Raw genomic sequence first — 13,662 nt, 5'->3', positions numbered from 1 at the left:
GCCTGGCCTTCAGGCTCAGCTCACTGCACGCGGCCGCTGTCGCCGGACGCGTCCTCCTCGTCGTCGGACGGCAGGTACAGGTCGCCCACGTTGATGTTGACCTCGACCACCTCGAGCCCGGTCATGCCTTCCACCGCGCTGATCACGTTCCGCCGGATCGAGCGCGCGACGTCCGCGATCGAAACGCCGTACTCGACCACGATCTGCAGGTCCACCGCGGCCTGCTTCTCCCCCACCTCGACCGAAACGCCCTGCCCGGCCGACGCCGTCGCACCCGGGATCCGCTCGCGCAGCGCGGAAAACGCCCGAGCCGCGCCGCCGCCCAGGGCGTGCACCCCGTGGATCTCCCGCGTCGCCAGCCCGGCGATCTTCTGCACCACCACGTCCGCGACCGTGGTCGTCCCCTGCGAACTGGTCAGCGGCCCGGCGTTGACCTTCTCCACGTCCTGGGACTTGGCCGCCGCGTCAGTCGTCGAAGCCATCGATTCTCCTCCGGTCGTTCCCGTTGTTGCGGTTCACCGGGTTCGACTCCGGAACCGCGCGAAACTCACTCCCCGAACGAGTGGCGACGATCACATCATCGGGTGAGTGACGATTCCGGATCCGCGTTGTCCTTACCCCTGACGCATTCTCGCGTCCGTTGTTCGGCGATGAAGGAGGACATCCATGTCGATGGGCGACAAGATCGGCGCCAAGGCAGACGACTTCGGCGGCAAGGCCAAGGAGGCGGCGGGTTCGCTGACCGGCGACGAGAAGCTCGAGAACGAAGGCAAGGCCGATCAGGCGAAGGCCGGGATCAAGGAAGCCGCCGAGAATGTCAAAGACGCTCTCGGCGACGCGGCGGGCAAAGTCAAGAACGCACTGAAGAAAGACTGACTTTCCTCCAGAGGACGCGGGGTCGCGGCGCCATTGCCGAGGCCCCGCGTCCGTTTTTCAGCGCACCTGTTTCAGCAGGTTCTCCACCGCTGTGCCGACCACGTCCGGACGGTCGAGCGGGACGTCGTGGGAACTGTGCTCAGCGGTGACGAGAGTCCGGTTCGGCGCGGCGTGCGCGAAGTCTTGCTGGGCCTGCCGCCACAACTGCGCGTCCTCGGGAGTCGGAAACGGCGTCTCGGCGGACACGATCACCGCAACGGGAATGCCGGACGGCCAGGTCAGCTTGTGGTACGCCTCGTGCACCGGCCCGTAACCGTCGGCTTGGGCGAGAAGCTGACGCGTCTGCCGGGTCGAAGGCGCTTTCTTGAGATCTTCGACCTGCTTCTCGTTCAACGCCACCAGCTTCGCGGTCTCGCTCGGGGTGAAGAACTGCGGCAGGTTCGCGTCCACGAGCACTGCCCCCGCTACCCGGTCCGGGTGGCTGCGGGCAAAGGAAAAAGCGACTTCGCCCGCCAGCGAATGCGACACCAGGACCACGTTCTTGGTGACGCCCAATCGCGTCAGCCCGGCAGCGAGATCGGCGGCGGCGTTGTCCGCTCGCCACGGGCCGGGCGACTCGTCGCTTGTGCCCTCCCCCGCCCGGTCGTAGGCGATGATCTCGGATCCGGTCCGCGCGGCGAGATCCGGGGCGACTGTGCCCCATTCCGACGAATCCATCCCGCCGCCCGCGTCGAGCACAATCGCGGGCAGCCGGCCCGGCGTAACGGAAAACGCCACCTTGCGGCCATTCACCGTAACCAGGTGCGTTCCGGCGGACGGAGGATCAGCCGCACCGGCAGCGCACCCGCCCACTCCGCCGACCGCGACGACCGCCGCCGCCAGAGCAGCCAGCGGCCGACTCGATCTTCCCCGCCGCACACGAGAATCAGTCACCGAATCCCCCTCCACGCAACGGACCTTCCGTTGTGACACCAGCGTGGAGAACAACCCGGTCGACCGCGATACCGCTGACTACCCGAGCGCGGTAGGGACAACCCCACCTCAAGACCGTTACGACGCGATTCCAGCCGACGCACGCCGTTCGGCCAGGTCCTTCTCCACCGCCGGGTAGATCCGCTCCAGCCGGTAGGCCCAGAACAGGACGATGAGCAGCACGAACAACACCATCGGCACGTACACGAACAGCGCGTTGATCGCGGCCAGCGCCGAATCCGGCTGCGTGTGGTTCAAGCCGTTGTAGCCCGCCGCTCCCATGACCCAGCCCAGCACCGCCGCGCCCAGGCCGTAGCCGAGTTTCTGGCCCATGCTGCCCGCGCTGTACAGCACGCCTTCCAGCCGGCGGCCGTTCTTCCACTCGCCGTACTCGATGGTGTCGGGGAGCATGCCCCAGATCGCGCCGAAGATCGGGATGCGCCCGATGCCGCGCAGGATCGAACCGGCGACCGCCAGGGTCATGTTCGTCGGGTCGATCGCGATGACCAGGGAACCCGCGACGAAGATCGCCGCGCCCACGATCATCGGGGCGATTTTGCCGAAACGGTTGTACACCGGCTGCATGAACAGCATTCCCAGCAAAGCGGGAATGTAGAGCATGAACGACATCAGCGCGGCGAAACCGGCGTTGCCGAGGAAGTACTGGGCGAAGTAGGCAGTCGCCCCGGTGTAGAGCGATTCCGCGACGCTGAACACGATGAAGATCGCGAAGAGCAGCAGCCAATAACGGTTCCGCGCCGCGAGCTTGAGCGATTCGCCGATCCCCGGCTGCTCCTTCGGCGGAGCGGTGTCGACGATGCGCTCCCGCGTATTGCGGAAGGTCACGAAGAACAGCACCGCCGCGAGAGCGCCGAAGAGGCAGAACGTGATGATCCACGCCCGCTGGTCGTCGCCGAGAGCGCTCACCAAGGGCAGCGTGAGGACGGTGACGACCAGCGAACCGAGGGTGGCGCCGAACATCCGGGTGACGTTGAGCCGGGAGCGTTCGGTGAAGTCCCGCGTCATCCGGGTGTTCAGCGTTCCGTACGGGATCACCGCGGCGCTGAGGGCGATGTTCATCAGCGCGTAGGTGATCGCGATGTACACCAGCGTCGGCGTCGATTCCATGCCCGGCACGGTGAACACCAGGATGAGCGCGATCGCGAACGGCGCGGCGGCCCAGAGCACCCAGGGACGCGCCTTGCCCCAGCGGGTCGACGTCCGGTCGACGATCGCGCCCATCCCGACGTCGACCACGCCGTCGAACAGCCGCGCGATGAGCACGATCGTGCCGACCGCCGACGCCGCCGCCCCGATCACGTTGGTGTAGAAGAAAACCACGTAGGTGGCCAGCGCGCCCCAGGCGATGTTCGTGGCCAGGTCACCGCCTCCGAAGGAGAGGCGTTCCTTCCAGCTCACCGTGGCGAATTCTTCGCTGCCTGCGCTCATCGTCGAGCGTCCCTTCGGATCGGGGTGGGGAGAGGGGTCAGTGCTGGGTCGCGGCCAGGAGTTCGTCGGCGAGCGCGGCCAGGTCGAGATCGTTCGCGCGTTCCACCTCGGCGACGGCGGCCTCGTCGATCGCCTCGATCCCCCGGTAGGCACCGGCGATCGCGGCCGCCATGCAGCCGATGGTGTCGCTGTCGCCGCCCGCGTTGGCCGCCAGCCGCGCGACGCGCACCGGATCCCCGCCCGCGGCGACGAAGAACCCGAGCGCGGCAGGCACTGCCTCCGCGGCGGGCAAGCCGACGCCGATCTCCCCGGCGATCAAGTCGATCGCGTGCTCGTCGTCGCGAGCCGTGATGGCCAGCGCGACCGCACGCTCGATCCGGCGTTCGACCGACGCGCCCGGCACGTCACGGCCTTCGGTGCGGCCGAGTTCGGCACCAGCCCGTGCGCCGTCGACGGCGGCGCGGACGATGTCGACGATCTCCGCGCCAGGAGTGCAGGCCCGCGCGACCGCGGCCGCGATGGCCGCGGCACCCGCGACGCCGGGCGGCGTGTTGTGGCTGGGCACGCAGGTGGTGAACGCGGTCCGGACCGCCGCTTCGGGGTCGCCGTGGTGGAACAGCCCGACCGGCCCGACCCGCATCGCGGCGCCGTTGCTGGCGCCCTGGGTCATGATCGTCCCGGTCCGGCCGACCTCGCGGGGGTCCTCGCCGCGCTCCAGCCGGGCGATGGCCTCGCGGGTGGTCGGCCCGGCGAAGTGCGGGAAGTAGTTCTCGTTCTTGGACCATTCGATCAGCAGCTTCGCCATGTCGTCCGGGCTCAGCGCGGCTCCGGTGCGGGCGAGCAGCCGGGTCAGCAGGATCATCTGGCTGGAGTCGTCGGTGATCTGCGCGGCGGCGCGGCCCTTGGCGTACGGCGCGCCGGGGAGCGGGGCGTGGAATTCGGTGACGTAGCCGCCGAACGCGGCGCGGATCTGGTCCCGGCTCAGTTCCTCGGTCGGCGCGCCGAGCGCGTCGGCCAGGCAGGCCGCGGCGAGACTGCCGTGGATCTTGGAACGCAGCACAGAATTCAACTCGGTTACCTCTCAGTCGTGATGGTGATCAGGTCGTCTGGCCAGTCGCCGCGCTGCGAGCCGGACAGATAGGTGCGGCCGCCGACGGCGGTGACGCAACGGGTCGCCTGAGCCACAGCTCGGCGAAGGCTTTCGCTCGCTTCGGCCCCGGCCAGCAGCGCACCCAGGAACGCTCCCGCCAGCGCGTCCCCCGCGCCGGTCGTGTCGACGACGGTCACCTCGCCGCGCAACCGTGCGCGATGCACGACGCCGTCGCGGTCCACAGTGGACGCTCCGTGCGCTCCTTCGCTGATGACCACGAGCTCCACGCCGAGTTCGATCAGCCGCTGGGCCGCGTCGCGCGGCGTGGCAGCGAGTTTGGTCGCCGAGGCGGCGTTGAGGAAGACGATGTCGCTGAGCCCGAGCAGCCGCGCGAACTCCGGCTGATCCGGCTCGAACGCGTCCGGTTCGAGGTCGACGGCTACCCGCGCTCCGCGTTCTCGGGCGAGTTCGGCGACGGCGGCCGCCCACTCGAGATCGTCGGCCAGCGGCGCGACGATGTCCGCGCCCGCCAGGACCGACGCGTCGATCTCCTCGATCGCCGGAATCTTGATCCCGGTGTCGGCGCCGGTCAGCGCCTTCTCCCCGCTCGCGTCGAGCTGGACGAAACACATCCAGGTCGGACGGTCGGGGTCGCGCAGGGAGTGTTCGAGCGACACCCCGAGCCCGCGGAGTTCGGCCAGCGCTTTGTCGGTGTCCGGCCCGGCCCCGGTCTTCGTGATCAGGTCGACCGCGATCCCGTGCCGCGCGGCCGCGGCGGCGAGGTTGGCGCTCATCCCGCCGCCGTAGACGCCGGACAGGGAGCCGATGGCCTTGTTGTCGTTGCCCGCGATGTGCGGGACCTGGACGAAGTAGTCGATGCTCGCGTCCCCCACGACGACGAGCCGCGGCCCGGTGCTCATGTGCTCATCGCTCGCTTCTGAGGTCGATGTCGAGGTGGTAGCGATCGCCGCGCAGGATGTAGCGGGTGAACTCCAGCGGCCGCTGATCCGCGCCGAACGACGTGCGCTCGCGCAGCATCGCCGCGACCCCGGGCTCGACCTGGAGCCGCTCGGCCTCCGCCGCGGAGAGGTTGACGGCGCTGACCCGCTCCCGCGCGTGCGTGGGCTGCGCGTCGCGGCCGGCGAGGAAGGCGTACAGCGAATCCCCGGTGAACTCGCCGAAGTCGATCCCGGGCTGCTGCACGAGATAGTGGTCGAGGAAAACGAACGGATCGTCGCCGATCCAGTAACGCCGCTCGATGTGCCGCACCGGGTCGCCGGGTTCGAGGTCGAGCGCCTTGGCGACCGCTTCGTCGGCGGTCTCCTCGGCATTGCCGAGCAACTCGGGCCGGATCGCGAAGCCGCGCTGCCGGAGCTCGCGGCCCAGACCGAGCATCGGACTCATCGCCCGGATCTCGTTGGACGCGACGATGCTGCCCCGGCCGTGGAACCGCTCCACCAGCCCGAGCCGCTGCAGCTCCTGGAAGGCGCGCCGCACGGATGTCTGGGACACGCCGTACTGCGCCCGGAGCTGACTCTCCGAGGGGAGCCAATCCCCGGGCTTGAGCCTGCCGCTCAGGATGTCGCGCTGGATCTCGCCCTGAATCGTGCGATAGAGCGGCGCACGGCTTGGTCGACCAGTCATGCAACTTAGTGTACTAAGTGTGTCAACCAGCCTCCGCGACGCCTCGGCCCGAAGTCCGCGAAGGACTCCTTGAGGGACTCTGATTCCCATGCCGGGGACTTGAGCTGCGCAGCCCACGCCCGCCGACCGTCCACAAAGGACGTCAGCGCCGCCGGAATGCCCGATTTTTCGCCATGTGGCCGAGTCTTGAGGTCCGTGAGGGGAACCCTGAGGGACTCTGAGTCCCTCAGGGTTCCCCTCACGGACGCCTGGCCCCGCCCAGGTCCTTCGACCTGGGCAAACCGCACCCGCAGCGCCGCCGTAAGTCCTCGGCATTGACCTGGCATTCCCTCAAGGGGCCCCTCACGGAACCAGATTCCCTCAAGGAGTCCTTCACGGACCTCTGCGTAAGCTGAGAGTTACGTCGCCGCGCTGCCGCGGACTGCGGCGGCCACAGTGCTGTCCGCCCAATTCGCCGAGCTCTTTCCCTTGCCCATTACGGCGTTTCCCCCGCACAGTCCACTTCGGAACACTCCAGCTCCGGTATAGTCGGACCAATGCGAACCCCTCCCTCCCCCGATTCCGGATCCGCGCCGGATCCGGCGCGGGTGCTCGGGGCGCGGGTGCGCGAGCTGCGGCGCGGCCGCGGGCTGACGCTGAAGCAAGTCGGCGAGGTTTCCCGGCTGTCGCACGCTTTTCTCAGCCAGTTCGAGCGCGGGCTGGCCGCCGCGAGCGTCAGCACGCTGCAGCGGATCGCGGTCGCGCTGGACACCACGGTGTCGGCCCTGCTCGCCGGGCCCGCGGAGCAGGGCGTCGGATTGCTGCGCGCCGACGAGGGAATGGTCATGCCGGGGGCCGAAATCCCGACCGGTTCCACGGCGCGGGCGTTGTCCCGGGCGGGTTTTCCGGTGCAGCCCATCGAATACACCGGCGGCCCAGCGGAGTTCGGCGAGTATTTCGAGCACGTCGGGCAGGAGATGCTGTACGTCGTCACCGGGCGGATCGAGCTGGATTTCGCCGACGGGCGCCGCGAGCAGCTGGGCGAGGCCGATGTCGCCACGTACCCGGGGTCGCGGCCGCATCGCTGGCGCCGGCTGGGCGACGAACCGGTCCGGGTCCTGCTGATCAACACCGGGGAATGACCGACCGCGCGGCCCCGGGAGAGCCGCGCGGTCCGGGAGCGGGTCAGCGCAGCAGCGGCACGACCTGTTCGGTGTAGCGCCGCATCTGCTCGGCGGCCATGTCGTAGGTGTGCCCGGGGAAATGCGGGAACACCACCAGATGCTCGAGGCCGAGCGCGTCCTTGTGGTGCTGCACGATCTCGGCCACCTCCTCCGGAGTGCCGACCGCCCAGCACTTCTGCTTCGTGGACTGCTCCAGCGTCGGCACCAGACCAGCCGGAGCCCGGTTGCCGTCATCGCCCTGGTAGCCGCTGCTCCAGCCGAACGGCGCGAGCAGGTTCCAGAACTCGTCGTGCCCGATCCGCCCGGTGCGCCAAGCCTCTTCGTGCGTGTCGGCGATGTGCGTGGGCAGCACCAGAATGCGGTTCCGCCCCGGAGTCAGCCGGACGCCGTGGCGCTGTTCGTACAGCTCGCCGTAGCGCTCCCACTGGTCGCGGATGTACCCGTGGTACTGGTTCCACCACACGCATCCGTGCCCGACCTCGGCGGCGTAGTCCAGGGTCGGCGGGCTGGTGACCGCCTGCCAGATCTCGACCGGGTGCAGCGGGCCCGGCACCAGCGTCAGCGTGTCGGCCTCGTGGTCGGGATCGCGGTTGTCCGGCGGCGGAAGCTCGAAGAACTTTCCGTTGTACGAGAAGGTTTCCTGACCCAGCGCCGTGCGCACGATGTCCATGTACTCGGCGAAAACCTCGCGGTTGTGCGCGTCGATGACCTTGCGTTCCTCGCTGGACGACAGCACGCCGATGTCCGCCTGATGCGCGGTGAGGCTGCGCAGTTCGCGAGACACCGTGCCCCGGCCGACGCCGAGCACCGCGCGTCCGCCGGACAGGTTGAGCAGGCTGCTGAAATCCTCGGCCAGCCGCAGCGGGTTCCACTGCGGCACGATGCTGAACATCGACCCCAGCCGGATCCGCGAGGTCCGCGCCGCCAGATGCGCCTCGAGCATCATCGCGTTCGGCACGACCTCGTAGCCCTCGTGCTGAAAATGGTGCTCCGCCAGCCAGTAACTGTCGTATCCGAGTTCCTCGGCCAGCACGCCCATCCCGACCAGCCGCTCGTGCGCGTGCCACACCTGCTCGCGGGTGGCGCGGCGCCGCGCGGCGGGCACCGGGTTTCCGGCGAGCACGTCCGGCATCTCGACCGAGCCGAAGAAGAACACTCCGTGCCGCACAGGGCCTCCATCCCGCCCGGCTCGGCCGGGCTGTGAGCAGACGCAAAATGTAACTAATATCAACACTGTGCGGCTCGACCTGCGGAGTGTCAAGCCCAAACAAGCTCTTGACATCCCCCGAAGGCTCAGCGCAGGCTGTGGCAGCCGTGTTACCTATATCAACATGGACGGTGAATCCGCCGCAGGGGGTTCTTCCGCTGGAGGACAGATGGTCAAAGACGCCCACGCAGTCCGAGCACCCGCCGTATCCGTCGAACACCACGGCATCGAAAGGATTCCCGACGACCAGCGCCACGGTTCGCCGCGCTCCGCGTTTTCCCTGTGGTTCGCGGGAAACCTCCAGTACTCGGCGCTCGCGGTCGGCGCCATTCCCACCGCGTTCCTCGGCCTGGGGTTCGGCGAAGCCGTTCTCTCGCTGGCCATCGGCATCCTGATCGGCAGCGTGCTGCTGGGCTTCGCCGCCTCGATGGGCCCGCGCGCCGGGGTGCCGCAGATGATCCAGTCACGCATCCCGTTCGGCTACTACGGCAATTTCCTGCCGGTCCTGCTTCTGTGCCTGACCGGCCTCGGCTACTTCGCGGTGAACACCGTGCTCGGGGCCTACATCGTCCGCGAACTCTTCGGGCTGCCGTTCCTGGTTTCGCTCGTCGCGGTGGCCGCGGTGCAGATCGTCATCGCGATCGTCGGGCACGATCTGGTGCACCAGGCCGAACGCTTCCTCGCGATCGTCGCGTCCGCGCTGTTCCTGATCCTCACCTGGTACGGCCTGGCGAAAGGCAACCTCGCCGCGTCCGGCGACGTCCTGCACCGAGGCGCGGGCGGGGTCGCCGGGGGCATGCTGACCACCGTCGCGCTCGCTTCGACCAGGACGTTCGGCTGGTGCATCGGCGGTTCCGACTACACGCGCTACCTGCCGCGCGACACGTCACGGCGTCGCGTGCTGGTCGCGGCGTTCTCCGGCGCCTCGCTGGCCGGGCTGTGGATGGCTGTCGTCGGAGCCGCGATCGGCACCGTGATCACTGTGGACAGTCCGACCGACCTGGTGGCGAAGCTGATCCCGTCCGGCCTGGCCGCCGTGATCCTGGTGGCGCTGCTGGCGGCCTCGATCTCCGGCAGCGTCCTGGACATCTACACCGCCTCGCTGGGCCTGCTGATGGTCGGCGCCAGGGTGCGCCGCTGGATCTCCGCGGTCATCATCGGCGTGCTGGGGACCGCGGTCGGGTTCGTCGCCGGGCACAACGCCGGGTCGGTGTTCGGCACCTTCCAGAATTTCCTGTTCCTGATGGGCTATTGGATCGGCCCCTGGCTGGGGATCGTCGTCGTGGACACGCTGGTCTTCGGCCGCCGGGAGATCGACCCGCGGCGGTATTTCGACCGCACCCGGCGGTTCCGCCCGGGCCTGGCGGCGTTCGTGATCGCCATCGCGGTCTCCGTGCCGTTCATGGACCAAAGCCTCTACACCGGCGCGTTCGCGGCGCGCTTCCCGCAGTTCGGCGACCTCACCCCGTGGGTCGCGGGCGCGGTGGCCGCCTTGGCCTACTACCTCATCCGACGCTACCGAAAGGCCGACGAGTGACGAAACAAGCGCTTGGCCCGCTGAAATACGGCACGACGGTCCAGCCCTGGGGAAGAGGGGCCGCGGCGGGCGGCTTCGTCTTCCTCAGCGGAATCGACGGCGTGACCGACCAACACGGCCGGCCCGCCCACGACGTCGCCGCGCAGACCCTGGTCACGCTCGACCGGGTCCACCGGCTGCTCGCCGACGCGGGCGCGGAGTTCGAGGACATCGTGCAGTTCGACCAGTTCCTCGCCGATCCCGCCGACCGCGCGGAGTACATGCGGGTACGCGACGCGTGGCTGGCCGAGCACGCGCCGAAGCTGCTGTCCGAGCGGTCGTACGCGTCGCTGCTGATCTATCCCCCGCTGGCCACGCCCGAGATGCGCGTGGAAATCCGGGCCGTCGCCTACCTCGGCTCCTGAACGCACTGGAAGGAGAATCCTGATGGCTTCCCGGTTTTTCGCCGAGCTGAGGGCCTCACAAGTCGAGGCCGCCCGCGGACCGTCCTCGGTCGCGGTGCTGCCCGTCGGCGCCATCGAACAGCACGGCCCGCACCTCCCGCTGGCCACCGACGCGCTCGTAGCCGAAGCGGTGTCGAAGGAAGTCGTTGCCACACAAGGCGAAGACCTCGACCTGTGGCTGCTGCCGACGATCAGCTACGGCCGATCCGTCGAACACACCTGGGCGGCAGGAACCCTTTCCCTGTCCACCGCGACCTTCGCCGCGACCCTCGACGACATCGGACGCTCGGTCGCCGCCGCCGGAATCCGCAGGCTCGCCCTCGTGAACGGCCACGGCGGGAACGTGTCCGAAATCCAGACCGCGCTGCGCGATCTGCGCCTGGCCTACGGTCTCCTCACCTTCGCCGTCAACGTTTTCCTCCCCGAGGAGCACGACCCGGCCTGGGCGGCGAGCGAAAACGGGCTCGGGATCCACGGCGGGGCCGCGGAAACGTCCCTGGTGCTGCACCTGCGCCCCGACCTGGTCGACCTCGGCTCCGCGCAGCGGCGGATCCCCGCGCAGATGGCCGACAAGGTCCACGCCCGATTCGGCGGCAGCGTCAGTTTCGGCTGGCTGGCCAACGATTTCGGCGCCGAGGGCTACCTCGGCGACCCGACGCTCGCCAGTGCCGAGGCGGGCGCGCGCGGGTTCAAGTCGCTCGTCGGCACTCTGGGCGACCAGCTCGCGGAAGTCGCGCGTTTCGACTTCCCCGATTCCCCCCGGACGCCCTAGCCCAGTCCCTTCCCCGCAGGAAGCCGGTCCACCATGCACAAACCCCTGATCGTGGGCATCGGCGGCACTGTCCGCCCCGATTCCTCTTCCGAACGAGCGCTGCGCGCGGTCCTCGAAGACGTGCGGGCGCACGGGGCCCGCACAGAACTGTTCACCGCACGAGACCTCGGATTCGCCATGTACGAACCGGATCTCGCGCATCGTTCCCCCTCCGCGACCGCGTTCCTCGACGCGATCCGCCGCGCCGACGGCGTCCTGATCTCGACCCCCGGATACCACGGCGGCCTGTCCGGTCTCCTCAAAAACGCACTGGACTACCTCCAGGACCTCGCCGACGACGACCGCCCTTACCTGCACGGACGCGCCGTCGGCTGCATCGTCAGCGCGTACGGGCCGCAGGCCGGGGTGACGACACTGACGTCGCTGCGCTCGACCGTCCACGCCCTGCGCGGCTGGCCGACCCCGCTCGGCGTCGTGGTCGATTCGACCGGCCAGCCGTTCTCCGCCGACGGCGGTGTCGCCGACCGGAAACTCGCCGCGCAACTCGCCACCGTCGCCGAGCAAGTCGCACGGTTCGCGACCGCGGAGATCCGGACCGTCGCATGACTGCTTCCCTCGACGTGCTCCCGCTCGGCACCTTGCTCGCGCCCGGACGGCCGCTCGTGCTCTCGTCCGCCGACGACGCCGCCCTCATCCTGCCCGCGGCCGAAGCGTCCACGAGCACGCTGGCGTTCGTCGTCCGGCACTCGTCCGGACTGGTGGGCGTCGCACTGCCCGGCGACCGGTGCGACGCGCTCGAACTGCCGCCCATGCGCCCGAGTTTCCGCCGAGGCCCCGGCTGGTGCGTCGCGGTCGACGCCGCGACCGGCGTCACCACCGGAATCTCGGCCGCGGACCGGGCAGAGACGATCCGTCGCCTCGCCTCCCGCGGCACCCGGCCGGAGGACCTCCACCGGCCCGGCCACGTGCTGCCCTACGCCACGCACCCGCGAGGGATCCGCGGCAGGCTCGCGATCCCCGAAGCGGCCGTCGAACTGTGCCTGCTGGCTGGAATGCCCGCGGCGGCTGTTTTTGCCGCGCTGGTCAGCCCTTCGGATCCGAGGGGAATGGCCACGCCGGATGAAGCGGCTGCCTTCGCCGCCGCGCACGGGTTGCCGGTGCTCGACACGGCTGCGGTTCTCCGGAGTTGCTCGCGTGTTCCTGAATATGGAGGGTGACTGCCCGGCTGCGTCCACCCGCTGGCGGAGGACTTTGCCGGCCTGCTGGGCGACGGCGTAGCGCTTCGGCTCGGGCCGCGCCGTCTCCTGGATCATCGCTCCCCAGACGGTGGCTGCCTCCGCCATGCGCAACGACCTCACCCGCGAATTCGGTGCCACGCTCCCTCGAATGTCCTTTGTGGACACGTGGCACGCCGTCTTGCGAGCCGCGGTTTCCCTGCTGTCGGGGCTTTTCGCCGACGGCCCCGGGGCGGGCGACACCCGATCCGACGACCGGTGTCGCCTGTCCGGCTGACCCGGTCCCCCCGGCCCGGTCGCCGTGGGTCATCGGCGACGGACACGACCAGGTCGATCTTCCCTCGCTCTCTGGCCGCTCCGGCTGCCACTACCCTAAATTCAAGCGAGACGGAGTCTTCGACACGCACCTGCGGAGGTAGAGGATGCCTGCTCCGAACGACGAGAAACCCGAGGAGCCCGGTTCCGGCAAGGACCGGCGGGACTTCCTGAAGGGGGCCGCCGCCGCGGCCGCGCTGGGGGTGGGCGGGGTCGCGGCCGGCGGTCTGCTGGGCGGGCAGCAGGCCCAGGCTTTCCCGCAGCAGACCGGGCTGCCGCCGATCGGGGCGGAGATCCCGTGCAGCTGCCTCGCGATCAACACTCCGCTGCAGATCAGGACGTCCCTGGTCAGCGTTGACTTCCGGGGCGGGATCAAGGTCCGGGTGGACGTCAACCCGGATGATCCGGTCAACTCGGTGCGGCTGCGGGTCGTCGGCCACCGCGTGTCGGCCGAGTTGCCCGGCGGCGCCGGCATGGACCAGGGCGGCGGCACGATCACGATCGAGCAGAACGACATCGACGTCGACGCCAAGAGCCTGCTCAAGCTGACCCAGCGGTTCCCGCCGCGCTACGAGCAGATCATGGTGCTGAGCTTCACCATGACGATCGACCAGCCCGAGGGCCTGCTGCGCCGGGCGGGCATCCAGTCCCGGAAGGCGTACGAGCCGCTGGTGCTGACCACGAAGGACCCGGCGATGCTGGTCGGGAAGCTGACCCAGTTCCCGCCCCGGGGCGACCTCTACCAACTGCAGAACCCGGTGGACCTGGTGCTGCCGGACGACCCGGACACGACGATCGCGACGATCCAGAAATTCCCGGTGAAGGTGGGCGGACTCTGAGATCCGGCCTTGCTGAGCGGCCCGGTCCCCCTCGTGCGCGGGTGGGCCGGGTCGCTTCTTCGGGTCTGGTGCCGTCTCCCGCGGCGGGCTCTCCGACGGAGGCGAGCTTCCCGGTCTTGA

16 protein-coding genes are annotated in these 13,662 nt (G+C 69.4%); 9 read left to right on the top strand and 7 right to left on the bottom strand.

Features of this window, described 5'->3' with window-relative positions:
* Nucleotides 1-20: 20 nt before the first annotated feature.
* On the bottom strand, nt 21-482 hold the full coding sequence (locus ACFORO_RS18905) for an Asp23/Gls24 family envelope stress response protein (protein WP_377870894.1): 462 nt from the start codon (nt 480-482) through the stop codon (nt 21-23).
* Between the two features lie 190 nt (nt 483-672).
* Here ACFORO_RS18905 and ACFORO_RS18900 point away from each other — a divergent pair, with 190 nt between their 5' ends.
* Nucleotides 673-876: a CsbD family protein gene (locus ACFORO_RS18900; RefSeq protein WP_377870895.1), complete on the top strand. Its 204-nt coding sequence runs from the start codon at nt 673-675 to the stop codon at nt 874-876.
* A gap of 57 nt (nt 877-933) precedes the next feature.
* On the opposite strand, the gene ACFORO_RS18895 is transcribed toward ACFORO_RS18900, so the two are convergent.
* The 5 genes from ACFORO_RS18895 to ACFORO_RS18875 all read right to left on the bottom strand — a co-directional run bounded on the left by ACFORO_RS18895 (nt 934) and on the right by ACFORO_RS18875 (nt 6,031).
* Nucleotides 934-1,653 carry an alpha/beta fold hydrolase gene (locus ACFORO_RS18895; protein WP_377870897.1) on the bottom strand — a complete coding sequence of 240 codons (720 nt, stop codon included), beginning with the start codon at nt 1,651-1,653 and terminating at the stop codon, nt 934-936.
* Between the two features lie 273 nt (nt 1,654-1,926).
* A complete protein-coding gene (locus ACFORO_RS18890) occupies nt 1,927-3,297 on the bottom strand; it encodes an MFS transporter (protein WP_377870898.1) in 1,371 nt (456 codons plus the stop codon).
* Between the two features lie 37 nt (nt 3,298-3,334).
* Nucleotides 3,335-4,357 (bottom strand): ADP-ribosylglycohydrolase family protein, encoded by a 1,023-nt coding sequence (locus ACFORO_RS18885; RefSeq protein ID WP_354735639.1) that lies wholly within the window; start codon nt 4,355-4,357, stop codon nt 3,335-3,337.
* A gap of 14 nt (nt 4,358-4,371) precedes the next feature.
* Nucleotides 4,372-5,307 carry a carbohydrate kinase family protein gene (locus tag ACFORO_RS18880; protein WP_377870899.1) on the bottom strand — a complete coding sequence of 312 codons (936 nt, stop codon included), beginning with the start codon at nt 5,305-5,307 and terminating at the stop codon, nt 4,372-4,374.
* A 4-nt stretch (nt 5,308-5,311) separates the two neighbouring features.
* A complete protein-coding gene (locus tag ACFORO_RS18875) occupies nt 5,312-6,031 on the bottom strand; it encodes a GntR family transcriptional regulator (protein ID WP_377870900.1) in 720 nt (239 codons plus the stop codon).
* Between the two features lie 536 nt (nt 6,032-6,567).
* On the opposite strand from ACFORO_RS18875, the gene ACFORO_RS18870 reads away from it, so the two are divergent.
* Complete coding sequence (locus ACFORO_RS18870) at nt 6,568-7,152, top strand: helix-turn-helix domain-containing protein (RefSeq protein ID WP_354735533.1); 585 nt, start codon at nt 6,568-6,570, stop codon at nt 7,150-7,152.
* 43 nt (nt 7,153-7,195) lie between these two features.
* On the opposite strand, the gene ACFORO_RS18865 is transcribed toward ACFORO_RS18870, so the two are convergent.
* Nucleotides 7,196-8,362, bottom strand: coding sequence for an LLM class flavin-dependent oxidoreductase (locus ACFORO_RS18865; RefSeq protein ID WP_377870901.1), 1,167 nt, complete (start codon nt 8,360-8,362; stop codon nt 7,196-7,198).
* A 208-nt stretch (nt 8,363-8,570) separates the two neighbouring features.
* On the opposite strand from ACFORO_RS18865, the gene ACFORO_RS18860 reads away from it, so the two are divergent.
* The 7 genes from ACFORO_RS18860 to ACFORO_RS18830 all read left to right on the top strand — a co-directional run bounded on the left by ACFORO_RS18860 (nt 8,571) and on the right by ACFORO_RS18830 (nt 13,542).
* The gene (locus ACFORO_RS18860) at nt 8,571-9,938 is read left to right on the top strand and encodes a purine-cytosine permease family protein (protein ID WP_377870902.1); all 1,368 of its coding nucleotides are present in this window, start codon (nt 8,571-8,573) and stop codon (nt 9,936-9,938) included.
* Nucleotides 9,935-10,342 (top strand): RidA family protein, encoded by a 408-nt coding sequence (locus ACFORO_RS18855; RefSeq protein WP_377870903.1) that lies wholly within the window; start codon nt 9,935-9,937, stop codon nt 10,340-10,342. Before ACFORO_RS18860 ends, ACFORO_RS18855 begins: the two co-directional genes overlap by 4 nt.
* A 22-nt stretch (nt 10,343-10,364) precedes the next feature.
* Nucleotides 10,365-11,153 carry a creatininase family protein gene (locus ACFORO_RS18850; protein WP_377870904.1) on the top strand — a complete coding sequence of 263 codons (789 nt, stop codon included), beginning with the start codon at nt 10,365-10,367 and terminating at the stop codon, nt 11,151-11,153.
* A gap of 33 nt (nt 11,154-11,186) precedes the next feature.
* Nucleotides 11,187-11,759 (top strand): NADPH-dependent FMN reductase, encoded by a 573-nt coding sequence (locus ACFORO_RS18845; RefSeq protein ID WP_354735542.1) that lies wholly within the window; start codon nt 11,187-11,189, stop codon nt 11,757-11,759.
* On the top strand, nt 11,756-12,370 hold the full coding sequence (locus tag ACFORO_RS18840) for a 3,4-dihydroxy-2-butanone-4-phosphate synthase (RefSeq protein WP_377870905.1): 615 nt from the start codon (nt 11,756-11,758) through the stop codon (nt 12,368-12,370). Before ACFORO_RS18845 ends, ACFORO_RS18840 begins: the two co-directional genes overlap by 4 nt.
* Before the next feature lie 169 nt (nt 12,371-12,539).
* Nucleotides 12,540-12,665 carry a hypothetical protein gene (locus tag ACFORO_RS18835; RefSeq protein ID WP_377896598.1) on the top strand — a complete coding sequence of 42 codons (126 nt, stop codon included), beginning with the start codon at nt 12,540-12,542 and terminating at the stop codon, nt 12,663-12,665.
* A gap of 145 nt (nt 12,666-12,810) precedes the next feature.
* Nucleotides 12,811-13,542 (top strand): twin-arginine translocation signal domain-containing protein, encoded by a 732-nt coding sequence (locus ACFORO_RS18830; protein WP_377870907.1) that lies wholly within the window; start codon nt 12,811-12,813, stop codon nt 13,540-13,542.
* The last annotated feature ends 120 nt before the right edge of the window (nt 13,543-13,662 follow it).

Origin of the sequence: Amycolatopsis halotolerans, assembly GCF_042647905.1 — a bacterium.
Classification (GTDB): Bacteria; Actinomycetota; Actinomycetes; order Mycobacteriales; family Pseudonocardiaceae; genus Amycolatopsis; species Amycolatopsis halotolerans.
Note: the sequence above shows the minus strand (reverse complement) of the source record. Positions and strands in the feature narration are given on the sequence as shown.